Here is a 21,974-nt window from a genome sequence, read left to right as displayed (position 1 = left end):
CTTGTTAAGGCTGTGGGCATGTTCCATCTTCCTGATGATCTGAACTGAATTCCTGGGCAATCGCCGAGGCTGCTGGCCCGCTCCAGCGGCCATCAGCCACCAGAACGCGGACGTGGCGAGCCAGCGAGGCTCTGGGCTCCAATATGCATGGAGCATCCCATGCCAAAGAGCTTCCCACGCCTGGATAACCAGAGCTGCGGACAAACCACGGGTCGCCATCGCCGCTGCAGAAGATGAGCGTAGCCTCGCCATGTCCTGTATCTCGTTGAGCCAAGCTGACCGCATCTGACGAAAATGACGCGGCGAACGCTAGCCAAGGACTGCGCGTGCCGTGGACCTGTTCTTCGCCTGCCGCCGTCTCGGTAAAGATGTCCGCGTTATTCGCCTTGGGCAGTCTCCAGAAAAAACCGCCATATCCGCCATTGAGCCGGCCATTAGATCCTGGCGAGCCGATGGAAACTGATTCGTCGCGTGCTGAAAGGCTGAAGGTGAAATCCATGATCCAACCCTTGGCCCCAGTGGATTGGTGGGTGAAAGCATGGAAATCTACTGTGCGTTGTTCGTCCAGCAAGACGTGCTGCTGATGGCTTACCCACTCCAGACGGGAGCTGAGGGAATCTCCGCTGGGGGCAAACGAATTCGTGACAGTCCGGATGTGCCCATGGTCTTGGCGCCACACGTAGCGCGAGTCGGCACGCGTATAGGTTCGTCCGCCCCAGAAGTTATTTCCATTGACGTCTTGCAGTGCCACTCCCACCCCCAGATGCCAGGTGTGGTCCAGCGGTTGCTGATCGCTGATGTGCACTCCACCCATTGTCTTGACTTCATCAAGGAATGGCCGCGGCGAGTTGGTGACGGAAATATCCTGGCCGGTGCGCAGCCTCGCAACGGTTAGTTTCTGCCCGGTGGATGGATTCTCCAGTGTGAATTTTCCACTGGACTCCGGTTTGGCCGCCCACGGAGCGCCGAGTGAGGAGAAGTCAGACTGCGCGGCCACGGAACGATCGATGAAATGCTCGATATTCGGGATGACAGGGTGAAATTCCTCGCCTTCACCGGCCGGGATCACTTGTTCTTCATGGATGCCAGCTGGTTCGGAACCGGTGCGAATTTCCTCGAGAACCCGCATGAAGGCTCCGGCAGATTCCAGCGAGCTGAGCAGTTGGGGCGCGGTTCCACTACGGACATCCACAAGATTTTCCAGCAGGTTCACGCGGTTGAAAGTCTGGGATGTCTCAGGGCCGCCAAATTCAGGATTGGGGCGAATGACCAGCTCATCGCGGGTGTAGTACAGGATGGCTGAACCTTCGGTCCCATAGATGGTGATCCAGGGATCCTGCTGCTCCTTCGCGCAGACAGTCAAAGCGGCAGTGAGCGGAATGCCGGTGTTCGTTTGCACCTTCACCACTGACGTGTCGTCCGCTTCGATTTGGTGGGCATGATACAAATCCGTGGTTACTGAGACCACGTCGCCAGAGCGCTCTGCCCCGGCAATCCGGAGTGCGCTGGCTACGGCATGGGCCAGCGGGTTCGTAACCACACCGTCTGCGATTTCAACTCCGTTGAGTTGCCGGTGCCCAGCCCAGGGCGAACGATTGTAGTAGCCCGTGGTGCGCAGCCAATTTCCGCTGGCTCCCACCGCACGCAGGGCGCCAATGGGAGAATTTTCTGCCTCAGCCTCGAAGAGCTCCTCCACCGCCTTGAGCGCCAGGGAACCCAAAGCTTGGAACCCTACCTGGACATTGACTCCAGCCGCTTGCGCGGCGCTGAGCAGCGTCTCGTACTGTTCCAAGGTGGCCGTCGGCGGCTTTTCCAGATACAGGTCGGCTCCGGTTGCCAAGGCTTTCATGGCCAAATCTGCATGGGTGCTTATTGGAGTCGAAATAATGATGATGTTTGGCTTCAGCCTCGACTCAAGAAACTCTTCGAAGGTGTTGAAGATTCGCGTGTTTTCCCCGCGAATCTGGCTGCCCGGATCCTTGGGGTCGATCCCGGCGAGGAAACTGATCTTGTTCTCGTCGACTAGTCGTTGGATGTTCGTCAGATGCTGCCGCCCGAAACCATTGAGGCCAACCAGCACCACCGCTGGCGCTGTTGACGGCGAAGCAGTACGGTCGTCGTGGGCAGCCGTTGCGGTGGTTTGCTGGTTCATGGTGTCCTTCTTGGAATCGTCGAGGTCAGATCAGTTTATGGCGCTGGCCTGCTGGATGCCTGCAGCTACTTCAAGATGCGGCAAGACTAGCGACTTGTAGCGTTCAGACATGGTGCCAAGGGTCAGATCCGCGGCCTGTCCGTTGATCTCATCGTTAAAAATTTCAACTTCAACCGGACCGCGATACCCGGCTTTGGCGACCCACCTGGATATGGCCGCGAAATCAATGTGTCCGTCACCCATCATTCCGCGCGATTGCAAGGCATTGCTGGCTATGGGCAGGTTGAAGTCGCAGATTTGATAACTGACCAAGCGGCGTTCGTGGCCGGCACGCTGGATCTGCTGCTGCAATTGTGGATCCCAGAAAACGTGGAACGTGTCAACGACAACACCTACTGCTTCGGAGGGATGCGCAGTGGCCAAGTCCAATGCCTGGCCCAGAGTCGATAACACGGCCCGGTCAACGGCATACATCGGGTGCAGTGCTTCAAGAACCAGGCATACTCCGTAGTCCATTGCGAGTGGAACCAGCTGATCTAGCGCGCGGGCGACTCGGTCGCGCGCCCCGACGATATCCTTATCGCTTGGATCCCCGCTGCCTCCGAGAATGTGGGCTGCCGAAGGCAAGCCACCAACGACCATGATCAGGTTTGGTGCATCTATCGTGGCTGCTTCTTCGATGGCTTTCCGGTTGGATTCGAAGGCTTCCTTCTGCGCTTGTTTTGATGTTGCCGTGAGGAACCCGCCACGGCAGAGGGTGCTGGCTTTGAGCCCGCCTTCCTTGATAATGGCTGCGGCGCGTTGTGCCCCACCAGCTTGTTCAATCAGGTGGCGCCAGGGACCGATATGGGTTAACCCGGCCTGTGCGGCAGCTTCGACAGCTTGCTGCAGGTTGAGGTTGGGGGTGGTGCCGGTGTTCAGCGACAGTTCGAAGCTCATGACACTCCTGTCAATGTTTGGGTAGACGCCTGGACGCCGCAAACAGCGAGGAGCTGTTTCATGCGTTCGGCAGCTAGCTCTGGGTTCAGTAGCAGGCCGGCGGAGTCGGCTAATACGAAGGTGCGGATCAGGTGAGGTACCGAGCGACCGGCTTGCAAGCCGCCAACCATCTGGAAGCCGCTCTGATGACCGTTGAGCCAGGAGAGGAAGGCGATTCCAGTCTTGTAGTAGAAGGTTGGGGCGCTGAAGATATGCAGTCCCAGCTCTCGGGTGGAGTCCAAGATGGTGCGTCCCCGTGTGGAATCTGCGGCATCGAATGCTTGCAGTGCTGTCGATGCTGCAGGGTAAATAGCCGCAAATATTCCCAACAAGGCATCCGAATGAAGCTCGCCATCACCATCAATGAGTTCTGGATAGTTGAAGTCGTCTCCGGTATAAAGCCTGACCCCGGAAGGGAGAGCCGCACGAAGTTGCTTCTCGTGTTCCGCATTGAGCAGGGAAACCTTGACACCATCAATCTTTTCCGAGTATTTCTTCAAGATGGACTGAAATACCGAGGTTGCTTCGGCAATGTCGCTGGTTCCCCAGTAGCCGGCCAGCTGGGGATCAAACATCTCGCCTAGCCAATGGAGGATGACCGGTTCTTTCGCTGCTTCCAACAAGGTGCCATAAACCTGAACGTAATCTTCGGGAGTGCGCGCGGCCTTGGCCAAGGCACGCGAGCACATCAAGATGGATTTAGCTCCAGAGTCTTCTACCAGGTGCAGCATTTCGAGGTAGGCGTCAATGACCAGCTGCAACTGGCCGGATTCAACTGCCGATGCAGTCAGCTGATCGGTTCCCACACCGCAGGCGACTATGTCGCGAACCGTCAGTCCAGTGAGGGCAGGGTACCGGTTCTCCGAGATGACCGTCGCTGCCTCTTGTGCCGACCGATTAATTAGTTCGCAAGTGGCGGCATAGTCCAATCCCATGCCGCGCTGTGCGGTATCCATTGCATCGGCAACACCCAGCCCATAGGACCAGAGCTCGTGACGATAGGCCAAGGTAGCGTCCCAGTCGACTACCGCTAATGAACCCGGTGTATTGTCTGCTCCCATGTGCGGAATCACGTGGGCTGCAGCATAGACCTTGCGTGAGGATATCGGGGCGTTCGGACGACGGAAGTCTCCGGGACCCTGCATCTTATAGGTGAAAGACTGCCCGTGCTCATCGATCAGGCTGAGTTCCGGGAAGCTGTTCCCGCTCATAGCGTGATCTCCGGAATATCCAGGGTCCGGCGCTCGGCAGCGGACTGCAGACCCAGAGTTGCCAGCTGTACTCCGCGGGCCGCCGAAAGCAGGCCGTACTTGTGTTCCCTTCCTGCAGCGACGTCTGCGAGGAAGTCTTCCCACTGTAGTTTGAAGCCATTGTCCAGATCCGCGTTGGCCGGGACTTCCAGCCACTGGTCACGGAAGGACTCGGTAACTGGCAGATCGGGGTTCCATACTGGTTTAGGGGTGTGTGCGCGTTGCTGCGCCACGCACTTGTTCAGCCCTGCCACAGCCGATCCGTGGGTTCCATCAATCTGGAATTCAACCAGCTCATCACGGTATACACGTACCGCCCAGGAGGAGTTGATCTGCGCAATGACGGGATCACCCTGCGGTGTTTCAAGTTCAAAAATTCCATAGGCAGCGTCGTCTGCGGTGGCGGCATACGGTTCACCGTGCTCGTCCCAGCGGGTTGGAATGTGGGTGGCCGTTGTTGATGTCACGGTCTTGACTTGGCCGATGATTCCTTCCAGCACATAGTTCCAGTGGCAGTACATGTCGGTGGTCATGGATCCACCGTCCGCGAGGCGGTAGTTCCATGAAGGGCGCTGGGCTTCCTGGATTTCGCCTTCAAAAACCCAGTAGCCGAACTCTCCGCGGAGGGAGAGGATTCTTCCGAAGAATCCTTCATCGACCAGACGTCGTAGCTTGACCAGTCCGGGGAGGTAGAGCTTGTCGTGGACCACGCCAGCGGTAATTCCCTTGGCCTTGGCCTGCCGGGCTAGGTCGATGGCGTCGCTCAAGGTTTCAGCGGTCGGCTTTTCAGTGAAGATGTGCTTTCCGGATGAGATGGCCTTCGAGAGGGTGCTGTACCTCAATGAGGTCATTGATGCATCAAAGATGATATCGATGCTTGGATCGTCGATCAGTGAGTCCAGATCCGTGGTGTAGTGCTCTACTTGGTGTTTCTGCGCGAGCTCGCGCAGCTTGTCTTCATTGCGGCCAACGAGGAACGGCTCGACGGTGAGCTTGGAACCATCGGCAAGCGTGATGCCGCCTTGATCGCGAATGGGCAAAATCGAACGCAGCAGGTGCTGCCGGTAGCCCATGCGGCCGGTAATGCCGTTCATGGCAATTCGGAGAACTTTGGTATCTGTCACGAGATGCTCCTCGGCTGAAGTAAAAGGAAAAAATCTTGGGAATGCGCTTTCCACGATAGTGATGCAGAATTGGGGTGTCAACCATCACGGTATTTGAAAGATAAGCTTGTCCCAGCTTGTAGTGGACGAAAAGGATTTCAGATGGCTATTCGACTAACTGACGTCGCTAATGAGGCCGGAGTTTCATTGGCAACCGCTTCGCGCGTGCTCAACGGTTCCGCACGTAAGCCCGCTGCCGAAATTTCCGACAAGGTCCGCGCGGCTGCGGAGAAACTCGGCTACTTTCCCAACGCCCAAGCGCAAGCGCTTGCCCGCGCAACAACGAAGCTCGTTGGTTTGGTGGTCCGTGATATCGCGGACCCGTATTTCTCAACAATTGCTCGTGGTGTCCAGCGTGGATTGGGGGATAGCGGCACGCAGTTGCTCTTGGCAAGTACCGATTCTGAACCGGAGCGAGAAATTGAGGCCGTGAGGGCGTTCATGTCGCAAAGGACGGACGCAATTATTCTTTCCGGATCCCGCGGCGAATCTGAAGACGATGGATTGCTGAAGCTAATCGAAAATTATCAAGACAACGGCGGCCAGGTTGTGGTCATTGGCCAGCCGCTGGCTAGTACCGGAGGCATTCAGGTGGATAATCGGACCACCTCGGAGCATCTTGCAGGAGAACTTATTAGAGCGGGTCATCGCAAGTTTGTTATTCTCGCTGGCGACGAAAACCTGCTGACCTCTCGCCATCGTGCGCAGGGCTTCCTTGCCAAGCTGAAGCGTACTGGCCTATCGGCCGTCGATGTTATTCACGGAGCGTTTTCGCGCGAAGGCGCCTACATGGCCATGAGTGATTATCTGGGGGACCGAAAGCCAGGCGTGTCGGGCCAGATATGCGTTTTTTGCGTTTCTGATGTAATGGCCCTGGGGGCCATGCGCGCGATCCGGGAGAGAGGGCTCCAGGTCCCCGAAGACATCGCCGTGGCGGGTTTTGATGATATTCCGACCCTTGAGGACGTCACTCCAACAGTTAGCACTGCTCGATTGCCGTTGGAAGAAATCGGCCGATGGGCCGGAGAAATGGTCCTCAGCCATGGCGAAGCCCGCAAAATGGTGGTTACCGGGACACCTATTCTGCGCGAATCCTCCGAACTGCGCTCTGCAAAAGGGTGATACCGAACATGCATCACGCCATGTTCAAATGTTATCGACTGATTTGCACCCTCCTCTTGACTCGTGACTGGAGTCACACTTAGATTGTTTGGGAAGCGCTTTCCGAAAGACTGGCAATGATGGTCAGTCGAGAAACCTCGCACTTACCGGCCCACTCAAGGAGGAGCCCCATGGATCAGCAGGACAACTCGAGAAAAAGTCGAAAGAAGTTCGGTGCACGTCTGAGCAAGTCCGTAGCCGTTGCCGCGGTTGCTGCTCTGGCGTTGACCGGGTGTGGTGGCAACGGAGGTGCCGAAAGCGCAGACGGCAAGACGGTACTTCGATTTTCCTGGTGGGGTTCCGATGCGCGGGCCCAAGCAACTAATAAGATCATCGAAGCTTTCGAGGCCGAGAATCCGGATATCGACGTGCAGGGCGAATACTCCGATTGGAGCGGCTACTGGGACAAGCTGGCCACTCAGGTTGCCTCCAATGATGCCCCCGACGTCATCCAGATGGACGATAAGTACCTTCGCGAATATGCAGACCGCGGCGCACTGCTTGACCTGACCGGCGTGGACGTCTCCAAGTTCGAAGAGGTGTCCATCCAAAACGGGACCACCGACGATGGCCTTGTCGGAATTACTACGGGTATCAATTCATTCACGCTGACAGCCAACCCCAAAGTCCTCGAAGAGGCCGGACTCGAAGTTCCAGATGACAAGACCTGGACTTGGGACGACTATCGGAAAATCACTGAAACCGTCAGCGAAAAACTCGATGGAAAATACGGTGCCGAAGCTCCCAACGAGCCTGCGGGATTGCAGACCTGGTTGAGGCAGGACGGGAAGCATCTGACCGGCAACGACGGAGCTTTGGGGTTCACTGCAGAAGATCTCACCGGGTACTTCCAGCACCACAGGGACCTCTTGAGCGGTGGATCCTACCCTGAGGCTTCGGTCCTGGCGGAAAACCAGAACGCCGGGCCTGACCGTTCCATGACTGGCACTGGAACTGCAGCCTTCGGCATGTGGTGGAGCAACCAGCTGGGTGGATTGTCAGCAGCAGTTGGATCTGATCTGGTTCCATTACGCTTGCCCAGCAGCACCGGCAAGGCTGAAGACAACGGCCTGTGGTACAAGTCTTCAATGATGATGTCCGGCTACGGTGGCAGCAAGCACCCGGACGAGGTCAAGAAGTTCATCGACTTCATGGTGAATTCGCCAGAAGCTGGTGCGCTTAACCAGATGGACCGGGGCTTGCCAGCGAATCTCGATGTCCGTGAGAAGGTTGTTGCCGATCTGGACTCGATCGAAACTGCTTCAGCTGAGTTCGTGACCAGTCTGGAGCCGGAGCTGCAAGGAACCGAAGCAATTCCTCCGATGGGATTCAGTGCTGTTCAAGACATCCTTTATCGATACGAAATGGAAGTCTTCTTTGACCGCCAGAGCGTTCAAGACGCCGCGCAAAACGCGTTCAAGGAAATCGAAGCCGCAGTAGCCCAGTAGCAAACGAACGCATGGGCCCCTTCAGGGGCCCATGCGTCGTTAATGCTACTGAAGATCCAATGTGCTCAAGACATTCGGCGCGTTTTCGCGCAAGTGCTCGTCATCGGCATCCAGCAGCAAGCGCAACCATGTTTCATGCTGGGAGAGCGGAGCTACCAGGCAGGCTGGATTGATCAGGTCATAGAGCTCGTCAGGTGAACCATAGGCGGCAAATTGATCCAGATATGCGAAAAGCACCTGCATGACCCGCTCATCACTGGTCTCACAATTCCAGGCTTCGGTCATGGCCGCCAAGGCGTTGTTCAGCGAAGAAAAGGGGTGGGCCCAGTGAGCCGAGGAAAGATTCAAAATTCGACCGTGGATGCCAGCTTCCGCCGGCACGACAACCTGGGAGAGGTCAAAGTTTCCGTGCTCCAGGCTCAGCGGAACCGTACCCTGATGCAGGGCGGCGCTGGCTTTGATCAGCTCGTCGATATGCGCAGCTAGATGATCGGCCTGCGCGCCGTCGATGTGCAGCGGGTGTTCTGCTGGCAGGGAAACGTGCATCATCAGCGCCTGCTCGAACTGTTCGGGCAGGAACTGGGGGTCAACGACGGTGACACCGGCATCGAAGAACTGGTCTTCACTACCCATCAATGCCACTTGCAAGGAACCCAGCGAGGCCAGCGCCAGCTCCCAGTTTTCCACGGAATCCCCGAGGTCCGCCATGGTATGCCCGAAGTCTGGGCTCAGCATGTAGCCAGCGCGGCGATCCACCGCCAGCGGCATCACCACGCGGTCAGGCAAAAGCTGTCCGGCCACCACGGTGGTGGCAGCTTCAGCGGCTAGTCCCGGGGCGTTGGCGCTGAAAATCAGGTCCGCGGCGTCGGTTCGCACCGATGCCTGGATCTGGTGCAATTGGGCAGGCCAGAAGTCAGGACCCGAGGTGCGCTGGATGCCGTAGGCCTCGCAGGCCGCGTCGATCCATTCGGCGGTCGACTCACGCCAGTTATCGCTGTTGAACAAATCTATCCACTGTGCCACGTTCTTATCGTAGTATGTCGATGCAAACGCGTTCAGTTGCTACCGTATGGACTACGGCTAGTAATTTGCTCCCCTTTCGAAGGATTTCGATCGTGAACGCTTATCGACCTGAGTACCGACATCGTGATTACAAAGCCGTCCTCTTTGATCTGGATGGTGTGATTACACCAACGGCGCTGCTGCATCGCAGAGCCTGGCAAGAACTTTTCACTGCCTATTTTGAGCAAATCCCGGGCGTGGCCAGTTACACCGAGCAGGATTATTTCAACCTGCTCGACGGGCGTCCACGCTATGACGCGGTGCAAGCCATGCTCGCCTCGCGCGGTCTCGAATTGCCGTGGGGAACCGTCCAGGATTCCGCAGGCCAGGACACCATCTGCGCCCTGGGAAATATGAAAAACGACAAATTCACCGAGGTGTTGCTGCGCGATGGGATCGAGCCCTACGCGGGTTCCCTTGCCTACTTGCGCCAGGTTCTTGATGCCGGGCTCGACGTCGCCGTGGTGTCGTCCTCGCGCAACGCGCGCATGGTGCTTTCGGCCGCAGGCCTGGAAGAGCATTTCCCGCTGGTGATGGGCGGCCAGGAAGCCGCCGCCCGAAAACTGGCCGGCAAGCCTGCCCCGGATACTTTCTTGGCTGCCGCTGCCGATTTGGGCTGGCGCCCCGAAGAGTGCGTGGTTTTCGAAGATGCCACCAGCGGCGTGGCCGCAGCGCGGGCCGGGGGCTTTGGCGTGGTCGGCGTGGCCCGGGAAGGGAATGCCTCCGAGCTGCTGGAAGCCGGCGCGCATTTTGCCATCGAGGATCTTTCTGAACTGGTTTCCGATGAATCCGTGCAGGCCTGGGAAATGGATTCCTGGTCGCTGTTGCGTGATGAGCACCGGGATGCCGATGGTGCCCAGGACACCGTCTTCTCTTTGGGCAACGGCTTCCTTGGCGCCAGGGCGGCGCAGTTGGGCCTGGGCGATCAAAGCGGTGGAACGTTCATCAATGGCCTGCACGAGGCCTGGCAGATCCGGCACGCGGAAAGCGCCTTCGGCCTGGCCGAAACCGGCCAGACCATGATCAGCGCCCCGGATTTCAGGACGCTGCGCGTTTTCATCAACGATGAAGCCCTGGAAGTTGGCCGCACCGAGATGCTGCGCGATGAACTGCGCCTGGACTTCCGCGACGGGACCCTGTGCGCACGAACCCTGTGGCGCACCGCCGAAGGGCATCGCGTGGCCGTCATGGCCCGAACCATGATCTCCTTCACCGACCGCCACCTGGCCTTGCAGGATGTCCACGTGCGGCTGCTGGACGCTCCGGCCAGGGTGCTCGTGCAATCGTCGGTGGTGGGCTACCGCTCGCAGCGCACCGTGGCCTCGCCCGAGGAGACCGACGCCTCCGCTGCGGGCGTCGCCGATCCGCGCAAGAGCGAAGAAGCCAGCGAAAATCCCTTGCGCCCAGCCGGGCACACGGTGAGCGGATCCCGCATGGGCATCTCCTATGAGGTTCCCGGGTCCGGCATGTCCGTGGCCACGATGGTGGAGCACCATGTGCGCACCACCGGCGGGGCCGATCAGCCGCTGCGCATTGACCGCAAGACCGCCGATGAGCGTGCCGATGAGGTCATCAGCACCCGGCTGGAAGCCGGGCAGGGCATCCGCGTGTCGAAGTACGCGGTCTACAACTGCTCGCGTCGCCACCCGGCCCAGGAGATGCTGCAGCGCTCGGATCGCGCGCTGGACCACTTGGCCGAACAGGGCATGGACGGGCATTTCCGTGCCCAGCGGGACTTCATGGCCGACTTCTGGAAGCGCAGCGATGTCGTGGTGGACTGCGACGATGCCGGACTGCAGCGCAAGATCCGCTGGAACCTGTTCCAGCTGGCCCAGGCCGCGGGCCGGGCCGACGGTCTTGGCATCAGCGCCAAGGGAGTGAGCGGCAACGGCTATTCGGGACACTACTTCTGGGATACCGAAATCTATGTGATGCCGTTCTTGACCTATACCAACCAGCAGTGGGCACGCAATACGCTGCGTGCCAGGGTTGCGATGATCCCGGCGGCCACGCGTCGGGCCAGCATCATGAATGAAGCCGGGCTGCTCTTCCCGTGGCGCACCATCAACGGCGAGGAAGCCAGTGCCTACTATCCCGCGGGAACCGCGCAGTATCACATCAACGCGGACGTCGTGTATTCGCTCAACCGCTATCTGAGCGTGATGGAGGACGACGAGTTCCTGCTTGCTGGTGGTGCCGAAATCCTGGCGGGAACCGCCCGCATGTGGGCCTCGCTGGGCTTCTGGCGCGGCCAAGAAGGCAATGAGCGCTTCCACATCCATGGGGTCACCGGCCCTGACGAGTACACCGCGGTGGTCAATGACAACTTGTACACCAATGTCATGGCCCGCTTCAATCTGCGCCGCAGCGCGCAGCTGCTGGTCGAACTCGCGCAGCAGCGGCCCGAGGACTACGCCAAGCTGGCCAGCAAGCTGGATTTGAGCGAGGGGGAAATCGAGCTGTGGCTCAAGGCCGCCGACTGCATGCATATTCCGTATTCGGAATCTGTGGGAATCCACCCGCAGGATGAGCACTTCCTGAATCGCGAGGTGTGGGACCTGGCCAATACCGGCCCGGACAAGCGCCCCTTGCTGCTGCATTACCACCCGCTGGTGATCTACCGCTTCCAAGTCATCAAGCAGGCCGATGCGGTGCTCGCCTTGTGGCTGCGCTCCAGCGATTTCAGCGCCGAGCAGAAGCTTGCCGACTTCAATTACTATGACCCGCTGACCACCGGCGACTCCACGCTGTCGGCGACCGTGCAGTCCATTCTGGCTGCCGAAGTCGGGTACCGCGAGCTGTCCTGGGAGTACTTCGAGCACGCGCTGAATGTGGATCTCCAGAATCTGCACGGCAATACCGGGGACGGCGTGCACGTGGCTTCCACCGGTGGCGTCTGGTCCGGGCTGATCTATGGCTTTGCGGGCTTGCGTGATGACGATGACCGGCTCTGCTTTGATCCGCGCCTGCCCGACGCCTGGCGCTCGATCAGCTTCAGCCTGGCCTGGCATGGCATGCGCATTGCGGTGCGCCTTGAACGAACCAGCATTGCCTTCACCCTTGATGGCGCTCACTCGCGCCCGATCTGGGTGCGCGGGGAGCAGGTGGACCTGGTTCCGGGTGGCTCCGTCGTGGTTGAGCTGGCCGGCCAGGGGCCGGTGCGCGAAGGCCGTCCGAGCCTGGACAAGGTCCTTGAGCTGCAGAGCGAGGCCGGAGTCGACGTGCCCCGCAAGGCCTGGTAGGCCCGCGCGGCGTTAAATGACGAGGCGGTGCGGAACCTGATCGTTCCGCACCGCCTTGCCGCAGTCCAGTTGCGAGCGTTTGTGCTTTACAGCTTCATATCTTCCAGGGTGCGCCCCTTGGTTTCCTTGACCATGAAAATCACGAAGATCAAGGACAGCAGCGCAGCCACCGCGTAGATGCCGTACGCCAGTGCCAGGCCTGCATCGGCCAGCGCCGGGAAGGTGGTGGAAACGATGAAGTTGGCGATCCACTGCGCGGCGGCAGCCACTCCGAGGGCCATCGCGCGGATGGAGTTCGGGAAGATCTCGCCGAGCAGAACCCAAACGGCCGGACCCCAGGTCGCGCCGAAACCGACCACGAACAGGTTGGCCGACACCAGGGCGATGATGCCCCAGCTGCCTGGCAGCGAGACCGCGCCATCGATGGTGACCGACTGGGCGAAGGCCACCGCCATCATGCCCAGGGACAGGGTCATAATGGCCGAGCCGATGGTTAGCAGCAGCTTGCGTCCCAGCACGTCGATCAGCAGGACCGCCACAATGGTAGCCACTACGTTGGTCACCGAGGTGATCAGCGAAATGGTGAAGGAATCTGATTCGGCGAAGCCCACGGACTTCCACAGCGTGGTGGAGTAGTAGAAGATCACGTTGATGCCGACGAACTGCTGGAAGACCGAGAGCAGGATGCCGACCCATACCAGCGGGTGGAAGCCGAAGCGGCCCAGCAGGTCGCTGAACTTCTGGCGGCGTTCCACGTGCACCGTGGCACGGATCTCTTCGATCTTCTTCTCGGTTTCCTCGCCGGCATTCATGCCCATGTCCCGGGTCAGCACGGTAGCTGCTTCAACGAAGCGGCCGCGCTCAACGAGGTAGCGGGGGGATTCGGGCAGGCGCAGCGAGAGCACGCCGTAGAGCACCGCTGGAACCAGCAGCGAGAGGTACATCCAGCGCCACGCCGCCAGGCCGAACCAGCCGGTGGCGTCGGCCGATCCCATGACGAAGACCAGCAGTGCGCTGACCAGGAAGGCCACGAAGATGCCCAGCACGATGGCCATCTGCTGCATGGTGCCCAGGCGTCCACGATGGGCTGCCGGGGAGACCTCGGCGATGTAGGCGGGAGCGATCACCGAAGCGAAGCCGACGCCTATGCCGCCAACGATGCGCCATACGATGAGGTCGGCGGCGCTGAAGCACAGACCGCAGCCGATGGCCGAGATGGCCAGGAGAATGGAGGCGAAGAGCATGGTGCGCACGCGTCCCACGCGTTCGGAGACCACACCTGCTACCCATGCGCCCAGAGCTGCGCCCAGCAAGGCGCAGGAAACAGTGAAACCGATAGTTACCGCGTTGAGCCCGAATTCGTGCTCGACAGCGTCTACGGTGCCGTTAACGATTGATGAGTCATATCCAAAAACGAACCCACCCAGTGCCGCCCCGAGGGCGATGAAGATGAGTCGCGCGGAGAGTTTTCCGTCTGATGTTGTCGCAGTCACAATCAGCCATGCTATCCGATTTGGCCGGGGCGGAAATCGGTAATTTTCAGTTTTTGGTGGGATAACAATCACATTTTGGAAGGAGTCCTTACAAGATTCACCCAGAATGCCTTTCGGGCCACCACGCCTCGTGCCTAACCAGCGGGGGATTGCATAAAAAAGACCGGCCGGTGCCACGAGCAAAGGCGCAGCACCGGCCAGCCGAAAAATTTTTTTAAAACTTTCAGGATTCGTCCGGGTTCTCGGCGAGGTCATTGCCGCGCAGCTTGGCCACCGCGCGCATCGAGTGGAACACCACCAAGGTGGCGATCGAGCCCAGTGCAATGCCGCCGAGCTGGAACTGGCCGAAGGAGATATCGCTGGTCACGGCAATCGCGATAATCAACCCGGTGCCTGCGGTCATCAAATTGATCGGATTGCCAAAGTCGACTTTCGCCTCGATCCACAAGCGTGCGCCAACAATGCCGATCATGCCGTACAGGACAATGCCCAGGCCGCCGATGACACCCACCGGAATTGTGCCTACCAAAGCGCCGAACTTCGGCAAGAAGGCCAATGCCATCGCCACGATGGCCGCCACCCAGTAGGCGGCGGTGGAGTACACGCGGGACGCGGCCATCACGCCAATGTTCTCGGCGTAGGTGGTGGTGGCCGAACCGCCACCGAGCCCGGCAACGACGCTGGCGGCGCCATCGGCCATCAACGCGCGGCCATTGAACTTCGAGAGGTCCCGCCCGGTCATCACGCCAACGGTGCGCACGTGCCCTATATTCTCGGCAATCAGGACGAACACGGCTGGCAGGAACATCAGCGCGGTATCAAAGTGGAAGGTTGGAGTGGTGAACTCAGGCAGGCCGACCCAGTCGGCAGCCTGGACAGCGCTGAAATCGACTTGGCCCTGGACCAAAGCCAACAGGTAGCCAAGGACCAGGCCCACCAGAATTGACAGGCGACCCAGCAGGCCCTTGAAGGCCACCGTGGCCAGCACCGTGAAGATCACCGTCAAAAAGGTGGTCAGCGGGAAATCGGTCATGGGCGCCAGGGTTGCACTGGCCAGGTTCAGGCCGATCAACGCAACGATCGTGCCCATGACCACCGGAGGCATCAAGGAGTGGATCCATCCGGTGCCGGTCACCTGGACAATCAGCCCCACCGCAAAAAGCAGCGCACCGGTCATCACGATGCCGCCCAGCGCGCCAGCCATGCTGTGCGACTGGGTGGTGGAGATGACCGGAGCGATCATCGCAAAGGACGAGCCGAGGTAGCTGGGGACCTTGTTTTTGGTCATCAGCAAGAAGACGATGGTGGCTAGGCCGGTGAACAGCAAGGTGGTGGTCACCGGGAAACCGGTCAGGGTCGGGACCAGGATGCTGGAGCCGAACATCGCCAGGATGTGCTGGGCGCCAATGGAAATGGTTTGCGGCCAGTGCAGCCGTTCTTCCGGGGCAACAACTTCGCCCGGGGTGATGGTCTTTCCGTTGCCGTGAATGCTCCAGCTCATGCAATCCTCCAGATCGTGGCCCGCGCGTTTCAGGCCGTAGAGAATTCTACTCGGTTCCGCCGTGCCTGATCGAAGAAGGCCACCTCGTGTTCGGAGGATCGCATGAAGGCCAGCCGCATCCGCTCGCGCAGATTGCCGTCGGCCTGCTTCCACGCGACGCGCACCATATCGATGGCGCGCTCGGTGGCCAGATCGAATTCCTCTGATGCATAGGTCACCAGCCACTGCTTGTACGGGTGTTCTGGATGGTTGGCCGAGGCCAGGCGCTTGCCGATGTCCTGGTAGAGCCAGTAGCACGGCAGGATTGCGGCGATCAGCTCCGCGTAGCTGCGCTTGGATGCGGCCAGATGGTTCACGTAGTTCAACGTGATGGCGCTGGGATTCGCGGTCCCTTCGGCCAGGTAGCTGCGATGCAGCTGCAGTTCGCCTTCCAGGATTTCCCTGGCGGAGCCGGCCCAGAAGCGTTGCGCGTCAAGATCCGGGGCTAATGCGCTGGCTTCGGCCAGCACCTGGGCATAGCGCTGCAGGTACAGCGCGTCTTGCGCCAAATAGTATTCAAAGTCCGCTGGGTCCAGCGTGCCGTCGGCCAGCTGGGCAATGAACTCCAGGTTGTCGATGGAGCCGCGCAGCTCGTGGATCTGCTGCCACCACTGGTCCATCGGATCAGCTTCGCTGAAGAAGTGGGCAAAGTGGTTCACCGGGCCATGCCCGCGGCCGACGTTGAGTTCATCGGCAGCGCCGATGGCGCGGAACAGATAGGCCTTGGCCTGTTCCAGGGCGCTGGCCCAGTCGCCGCCCGATGCGTAGAGCGTCGCCAAGGCGCTGGACAGGGTGCATCCGGTGCCGTGGGTGTTCTTGGTGTTGTGGCGCTGGTTGCTGAATTCGGCCAATACTCCCTGGGAGGAGACCAGCGCATCTGGACAGAGGTCCCCGGCCAGATGCCCGCCCTTGGCCAGGACCAGTGCATCATGCTTGGCGGCCAGCCGCTGGGCCTGTTCCAGGACCTGCGGCCAATCGGCCGCTGCCGGCTCACGCAGCAAGCTTGCCAACTCCAGCAGATTGGGCGTGATCACCGAAGCGCGGTCCAGCAAGGAATCGAGCACCGCCTCATCTTCCAAGAGCCGGTCCCCGCTGGTGGCTACCATGACCGGATCCAGTACCACCGGGGCATCCACGGTATCCAGCCATCCGTTGACGGCGCGGATGATCTCCTCGTTGGCCAGCATGCCAATTTTGATGGCATCGATCTGGACGTCGGCGCTGATCGCGTTGAGCTGAGCGAGCACAAACTCGCCATCGATGGCCTGTACCGCGCTGACACCTAGCGTGTTCTGCGCGGTCAGCGCGGTGATCACGCACATGCCGTAGCCGCCGTTGGCGGCAATGGCCTTCAGATCCGCTTGGATTCCTGCGCCACCGGAGGGGTCGGAGCCGGCAATGGAGAGAATGTTTTTCACTGCGCTGCCGCCCAAGCTGCCACCAGCTGCCCGCTGGCAGCTTGCGGGTCGTCGGCATTGCAGATGGCGCGGACCACGGCCAAACCGGCTCCGCCGCCAGCGCGGATGGCGCTGGCATCCTGCGCGGTGATCGCCCCGATGGCTACGCAGGGCAGGGAGGTCAGCGAGGCGGCGCGGGCAAAACCGTCCAGCCCAATCGGGGTTGGGTGGTCCTTTTTGGTTGGAGTGGCACGCACTGCGCCGACACCCAAGTAGTCGATCGCCTCGGCATCGAGGTTGGCCTGTGCCAGCTGGGCATCAGTGGAAGCGCTCAAGCCGATGGTGCCTTCGCCCATGACCTGGCGTGCCAGGCGCACCGGGATGTCCTTGTGGCCGATGTGGATTCCACTGACCGCTGCCCCGGCCGCGCGGGCCGCCAAGAACACGTCGATCCGGTCATTGATCAGCAGCTTCGCCTTGCCTTCGGTGAGGCGGGCCGCGGCGCAGGCCAGTTCGAAGAATTCGCGCGCGGTCTCGTCTTTGGCCCGCAGCTGGATCCACTCGATGCCGCCGGCCACCGCCCCTTCAATGACTTCCAGTGTGGTGCGTGGCATGCAGCTGGCGGTGTTGGCTACTAGGTATGCGCCGATATTATCCATGGTTCAATTCCTCGTACTTCAAATTCTGTAGTTCTTCAGGTTCCGTGGCGGCCAGGGCATCAAGGAAGGCCACGGCAAAACTCCCCGGACCGTTGCTTGCCGCCAGCGCCTTTTCTGCGGCGAGGCCATAGAATCCGTGGGCAGCGATGGCCGCGTCAAAGGGGTCCTCGTGCACCGCGAGCATGCCCGCGTTGAAGGCGCCCAGCGCGCATCCTCCACCGGTGATTCTGGTCAACCCGATCCCGTTGGTATGCACCAGCACGGTGCGCTTCGCGTTGATGATCGCGTCCGCTTCACCGGAGATGGCAACAACGCACCCGTGTTCCTTGGCCAATTCGCGTCCGGCATCCAGGGCTACCTGCACGGTATCTGCTGCATCAACACCTCGGCCGCTGGAATCTTTGCCCGCCAAGGCCAGGATTTCCGAGGCATTGCCGCGGATCAGGGCCGGACGCTGATGCACAATGCGTCGTGCGAAGTCGGTGCGCACCGAAAGAGCGCCCACGGCCACTGGATCCAATACCCAGGGGGTGCCAGCCGCGCTCGCCGAGAGGACCGCTTCCTCCATGGCAACCATTTGCTCGGTGCTTGGAGTGCCTAGATTCACCAGTACCGCGGAAGCCATGGCGGCAAACCCTCCGGCCTCTCCGGGCAGGTTGGTCATCGCCGGCGAAGCGCCGGAGGCAAGAAGGACATTGGCGGTGAAGTTGGTGACGACCGTGTTCGTCAGGCAAAAAACCAAGGGGGAGCGTTGCCGGTATTTTTGGGCAACGGTAGGCAGAGTCATGCGACATCCCTCCGCTAGCGTGAACTAGATCAGGTTCGACGGGTTTCATCTCAGTCGGCGTCTCCGACACCCCGTGTCACTGATTTAGAGAGTACGCAGAAGGGATGCACAGAACAAATCCTCAAGGTTTGCGTCGTGCCACCAACGCCTTGAGGGTCGCGGCGTCAACATGCTGCGCCGCCGCCAATTTCCACAGCTGGTCCACCGCGGCCACCAGATCTTCGTGGGTATCAACAGATCCGGGTCGTTCGCTCACTACGGTGCCGGCGCGGCGCCTCGAAGAAATCAGCCCTTCGGCTTCCAGCTCCTTATAGGCGCGAGCCACCGTTCCGGCTGCAACCCCCAAGTCCGTGGCCAGTGCGCGAACAGTCGGTAGTCTGGTGCCCGGCGACAACTCGCCAAGGTTGACGAGTGCGGCAATCTGCGAGCGGATCTGCTCATAGGGTGCGGTGGCTGCCTCAAGGTCCACACTGATCTGTGTGCTCATGCGGACGTTGACCCCTGCAAGGACTTGGCTTCGCTGGCCTTGGGGGGTTCCAGGAATATGACCGCCGGAATGCAGAAGATCATAACGGCAAGAAGATCTAGGCGGACCGGGAACTCGTAACCGACAACCAGCATGGCCGCGACGGCACTGGTGACCGCTCGCAGGGAACGCAGTTCCAATACCCTTCGGTACCAGATTTCTTCAGCGGTCGTAACGTTCCACGGGATAATGGCTCGACGCGTGAACCAGGTAAATCCTAGATGCGCGAGGACGAGCAGTACGACTAGGGCAATGACAACCACTTTGCTGGGCGCAACGAAACCCCATAAATAGTCCAACGGTGGAAAGAGCAAGAAGTACAAGCACGAGGCTATGAGCAATCCGGCGCAAATATACGGCCACATGGACAACTTTGCCGAATGCCTGGGAGCGGCAGAAATCTGCCGTGAAACAACGTACACGTACCCGAGGTAAAGCGCATTCAAGGCAAGGTAGAACACTGCGGCACCAGAGAAAAACACCAACATCCACGTCTCGCGCTCGCCGGTAGGCAACTTGTAGTCATCGATGACAGGCAAAAACGGCCATGCGATAAAAATGGCAACGAACATGAGCAGCGCTGTTGCGTATTGCAGGGAGAACAGCTGATCGCGCAGCCTGCTGAACCCGGTGCGTTTTGCCCGCGGAAGATTTTCAAAGTTCGTCGGCGGTCGCCAGAAAAGCATCAAGACCGAAATACCCAGGACAGCATAGTTCGCCGTCCAGTCCAGGTCGTTTCCGATCTTGTTCATGCTATCCATGTACTCGATCCCCGCACCTGAACCATCAATGTAGCGTGTGGACTCGTTGTGGAACCAGCGCGCTTTATAGTGCAGGGCCTCCCCAGCCTGTACCGCCAGCGATACGCCAACGGTGCGGTAAAGGCGGTTCAACCACGTGGTGCGCAACAGTCGGTTATTGTGCTCGGAAATGCCCGGAAGAGGACGACGCCTAAGGATGACAATGGAAGCTGCGATTGCAGCCAATGCGAGAATTCCGAAGCTCACGTAGAGGTAAGGCAGGATTTCTCCGGCAGCACGCAATCCGTCCTGCGAAGGATTGCTATAGGAATAATCATCGGCACTGATTTCAGTCTCTGGCACTGGTGCAATGGCTGCGACGTCTCGAACAGAGTAAACCGTCACGCAGGCCAGGATCAGAACAACCACCGTTGCCGCAACGAGTTTCTTGGGTATCGGGCTCGTCAAGGAACGTGGGGCAAGAGTTGCGGTGCGCAGCGGCTTCAACCTGCGTGGCCAGGTGTACTGGCTCGCGATATAGATGAAGGCGACCCACAAGCCAGGGGTGGCCGCTGATGCAATGCTCATCGCAACATCGAGATTGCTTTGATCGCCTATGGGCACGGCCACGGCTTCGCCGAACCAACTAGTTGAGGTAGTGGCAAAGTATCCGATGATTGCGCACCACAATGCGTGCTGTCGTGCGCTTCTGAGCAATTCACCGTTCTTAGCACGACCGAATGCCCGCAATATGAAATAAACAACCAGCGCCGCTACGGCAAATGTGCCGAATTGTGTTGATAGAGATGCCATCGTGCCTCCTCGGTGACAATTAATGTATCAAATAGTTGATACATAATGAATCCTTCGGCGCATTAATCGAGGGAATTTCCGTTCGGTGACGTACGCTCAAATCATGGGTCTGTTTACTTCCACTCCGTTGCCCGAGCCGGTCGGCGATTCCGCTCCTCCGGTGGACGAGCATCCTTCACGAATTGCCACGGTTCTGAGCCATTTGCGCCGTTCTGCCGACACCCGAATCACCCACCCGCGCCGCTTCCGGATCCAGCAATTGCGCGCGCTGGAGAAGATGCTCGAAGAGCATCTTGACGACTTTGTGCAGGCACTGAATGACGACCTCGGAAAGAGCCCCACCGAAGCCAAATTTGCCGAGGTTGACGTGGTGCGCGCAGAAATCGATTTTGCGCTGAGGCACCTGGCCGAATGGATGGACAGCACCGGCGTGAAGGTGCCGTTGGCGCTCCAGCCGGCCATCGCGAAGATCGAGCCGCGGCCCCTGGGCGTGGTCTTGATTATTGGTGCTTGGAACTACCCGCTGCAGCTGGTGCTCGCGCCGCTGGTTGCCGCCATTGCCGCTGGCAACGCCGCGGTTCTCAAGCCCTCGGAACTCGCCCCAGCCACCTCGGGGGCCCTGGCCAAGTTCCTCCCTCTCTATCTGGATGAGCGGGTCTTCGCGGTCATCGAAGGCGGCGCGGATACCGCCTCCGAATTGCTGGCGGCGCGCTGGGACCACATCTTCTACACCGGCGGGGAGCGGGTCGCGAAAATTGTCGCGATGGCGGCCGCCCAGCACCTGACTCCCACCACTTTGGAACTCGGGGGCAAATCCCCGGCTGTCGTTGACAACCACTCGCTGGCCACCGCCAAGCGCTTGGCCTACGCGAAATTCATGAATGCCGGCCAGACCTGCGTCGCACCGGACTACATCCTGTGCATCGGCGATGCCACGCCATTGATTAGCCGGTTGGGCCAGGCCATCTCCGGTTTCTACGGCAAGGAGCCGATCACCCACCCGGATTTTGGCAGGATTGCCAGCCACCAGCATTTTGAGCGCTTGCTGGCCATGATGGAACAGGGCGAGGTGGTGTTCGGCGGTGAGTATGACGAAGCAACCCTGCGCATCGCTCCGACCATCATGCGCAACGTGGACCTTGGCGGCACCTTGATGACCGAGGAGATCTTCGGTCCGATCCTTCCAATCATCGAGGTCGAAAGCTTCGAAGAAGCGCTGGAGTTCATTGCCCGGCGCCCATCGCCGCTGGCCGCATACCTCATGAGCGAGAGCCCTCGGCTGCAGTCGATTTTCTCCGATCGGGTTCGCGCCGGGGCTATTGTGCACAACGCCCCGCTGGCCCAGATGGTCATTCCCACCCTGCCGTTTGGCGGGGTGGGGGCCAGCGGAATGGGGTCGTATCACGGCAAGCATGGCTTCGACCGGCTTTCGCAGATGCGTTCAGAACTCAACAAAACCACGGTTGTGGATACCCTGAGCGCAATTTATCCTCCATATTCGTGGGCCAAGCGAAAGATTATTGATCGCTTACTGTAGCGCGGTTCATAGCTATGAGACTGCTC

16 protein-coding genes and 1 riboswitch are annotated in these 21,974 nt (G+C 59.8%); of the genes, 4 read left to right on the top strand and 12 right to left on the bottom strand.

Going from position 1 to position 21,974, the window contains the following annotated elements; genetic code table 11:
- Positions 1-4: 4 nt before the first annotated feature.
- Genes ACT7DV_RS05315 through ACT7DV_RS05300 form a run of 4 tightly spaced genes read right to left on the bottom strand, consistent with a single transcriptional unit; the run spans position 5 to position 5,474 of the window.
- Positions 5-2,152 carry a DUF6807 family protein gene (locus tag ACT7DV_RS05315; protein ID WP_444661210.1) on the bottom strand — a complete coding sequence of 716 codons (2,148 nt, stop codon included), beginning with the start codon at positions 2,150-2,152 and terminating at the stop codon, positions 5-7.
- Between the two features lie 30 nt (positions 2,153-2,182).
- Complete coding sequence (locus ACT7DV_RS05310; RefSeq protein ID WP_444661209.1) at positions 2,183-3,091, bottom strand: sugar phosphate isomerase/epimerase family protein; 909 nt, start codon at positions 3,089-3,091, stop codon at positions 2,183-2,185.
- Complete coding sequence (locus ACT7DV_RS05305; protein WP_444661208.1) at positions 3,088-4,341, bottom strand: dihydrodipicolinate synthase family protein; 1,254 nt, start codon at positions 4,339-4,341, stop codon at positions 3,088-3,090. Before ACT7DV_RS05305 ends, ACT7DV_RS05310 begins: the two co-directional genes overlap by 4 nt.
- Positions 4,338-5,474, bottom strand: coding sequence for a Gfo/Idh/MocA family protein (locus tag ACT7DV_RS05300; protein ID WP_444664780.1), 1,137 nt, complete (start codon positions 5,472-5,474; stop codon positions 4,338-4,340). The genes ACT7DV_RS05305 and ACT7DV_RS05300 overlap by 4 nt, the downstream gene beginning before the upstream one ends.
- Positions 5,475-5,645: 171 nt before the next feature.
- On the opposite strand from ACT7DV_RS05300, the gene ACT7DV_RS05295 reads away from it, so the two are divergent.
- Positions 5,646-6,665: a LacI family DNA-binding transcriptional regulator gene (locus ACT7DV_RS05295; protein ID WP_444661207.1), complete on the top strand. Its 1,020-nt coding sequence runs from the start codon at positions 5,646-5,648 to the stop codon at positions 6,663-6,665.
- A gap of 170 nt (positions 6,666-6,835) precedes the next feature.
- On the top strand, positions 6,836-8,152 hold the full coding sequence (locus ACT7DV_RS05290; protein WP_444661206.1) for an ABC transporter substrate-binding protein: 1,317 nt from the start codon (positions 6,836-6,838) through the stop codon (positions 8,150-8,152).
- Positions 8,153-8,197: 45 nt separating this feature from the next.
- Here the strand turns inward: ACT7DV_RS05290 and ACT7DV_RS05285 are convergent, their stop codons facing one another.
- Positions 8,198-9,175 carry a hypothetical protein gene (locus ACT7DV_RS05285; protein ID WP_444661205.1) on the bottom strand — a complete coding sequence of 326 codons (978 nt, stop codon included), beginning with the start codon at positions 9,173-9,175 and terminating at the stop codon, positions 8,198-8,200.
- A gap of 92 nt (positions 9,176-9,267) precedes the next feature.
- Between ACT7DV_RS05285 and ACT7DV_RS05280 the strand changes: the two genes are divergently transcribed.
- Positions 9,268-12,456 (top strand): beta-phosphoglucomutase family hydrolase, encoded by a 3,189-nt coding sequence (locus ACT7DV_RS05280; RefSeq protein ID WP_444661204.1) that lies wholly within the window; start codon positions 9,268-9,270, stop codon positions 12,454-12,456.
- 86 nt (positions 12,457-12,542) lie between these two features.
- Here ACT7DV_RS05280 and ACT7DV_RS05275 read toward each other — a convergent pair whose 3' ends face one another.
- The 7 genes from ACT7DV_RS05275 to ACT7DV_RS05245 all read right to left on the bottom strand — a co-directional run bounded on the left by ACT7DV_RS05275 (position 12,543) and on the right by ACT7DV_RS05245 (position 20,411).
- Positions 12,543-13,949 carry a sugar porter family MFS transporter gene (locus ACT7DV_RS05275; protein WP_444661203.1) on the bottom strand — a complete coding sequence of 469 codons (1,407 nt, stop codon included), beginning with the start codon at positions 13,947-13,949 and terminating at the stop codon, positions 12,543-12,545.
- Positions 13,950-14,172: 223 nt separating this feature from the next.
- Positions 14,173-15,450, bottom strand: a complete 1,278-nt coding sequence (locus ACT7DV_RS05270; protein ID WP_444661202.1) for a uracil-xanthine permease family protein — start codon at positions 15,448-15,450, stop codon at positions 14,173-14,175.
- A 29-nt stretch (positions 15,451-15,479) separates the two neighbouring features.
- Complete coding sequence (thiD, locus tag ACT7DV_RS05265) at positions 15,480-16,907, bottom strand: bifunctional hydroxymethylpyrimidine kinase/phosphomethylpyrimidine kinase (protein WP_444661201.1); 1,428 nt, start codon at positions 16,905-16,907, stop codon at positions 15,480-15,482.
- Positions 16,904-17,545, bottom strand: a complete 642-nt coding sequence (gene thiE / locus ACT7DV_RS05260) for a thiamine phosphate synthase (RefSeq protein ID WP_444661200.1) — start codon at positions 17,543-17,545, stop codon at positions 16,904-16,906. The genes thiD and thiE overlap by 4 nt, the downstream gene beginning before the upstream one ends.
- The gene (gene thiM / locus ACT7DV_RS05255) at positions 17,538-18,332 is read right to left on the bottom strand and encodes a hydroxyethylthiazole kinase (RefSeq protein WP_444661199.1); all 795 of its coding nucleotides are present in this window, start codon (positions 18,330-18,332) and stop codon (positions 17,538-17,540) included. The genes thiE and thiM overlap by 8 nt, the downstream gene beginning before the upstream one ends.
- A riboswitch (TPP riboswitch) is annotated at positions 18,322-18,416 on the bottom strand. Its footprint overlaps the gene before it by 11 nt.
- Before the next feature lie 37 nt (positions 18,417-18,453).
- Entirely contained in the window at positions 18,454-18,819 is a 366-nt protein-coding gene (locus tag ACT7DV_RS05250; protein WP_444661198.1) for a GntR family transcriptional regulator, read from the bottom strand.
- Complete coding sequence (locus ACT7DV_RS05245; RefSeq protein ID WP_444661197.1) at positions 18,816-20,411, bottom strand: hypothetical protein; 1,596 nt, start codon at positions 20,409-20,411, stop codon at positions 18,816-18,818. Before ACT7DV_RS05245 ends, ACT7DV_RS05250 begins: the two co-directional genes overlap by 4 nt.
- 103 nt (positions 20,412-20,514) lie before the next feature.
- Here ACT7DV_RS05245 and ACT7DV_RS05240 point away from each other — a divergent pair, with 103 nt between their 5' ends.
- Positions 20,515-21,948 (top strand): aldehyde dehydrogenase family protein, encoded by a 1,434-nt coding sequence (locus ACT7DV_RS05240; RefSeq protein WP_444661196.1) that lies wholly within the window; start codon positions 20,515-20,517, stop codon positions 21,946-21,948.
- Positions 21,949-21,974: the final 26 nt, after the last annotated feature.

Origin of the sequence: Glutamicibacter sp. TV12E, assembly GCF_052441935.1 — a bacterium.
Lineage (GTDB): Bacteria > Actinomycetota > Actinomycetes > Actinomycetales > Micrococcaceae > Glutamicibacter.
Note: the sequence above shows the minus strand (reverse complement) of the source record. Positions and strands in the feature narration are given on the sequence as shown.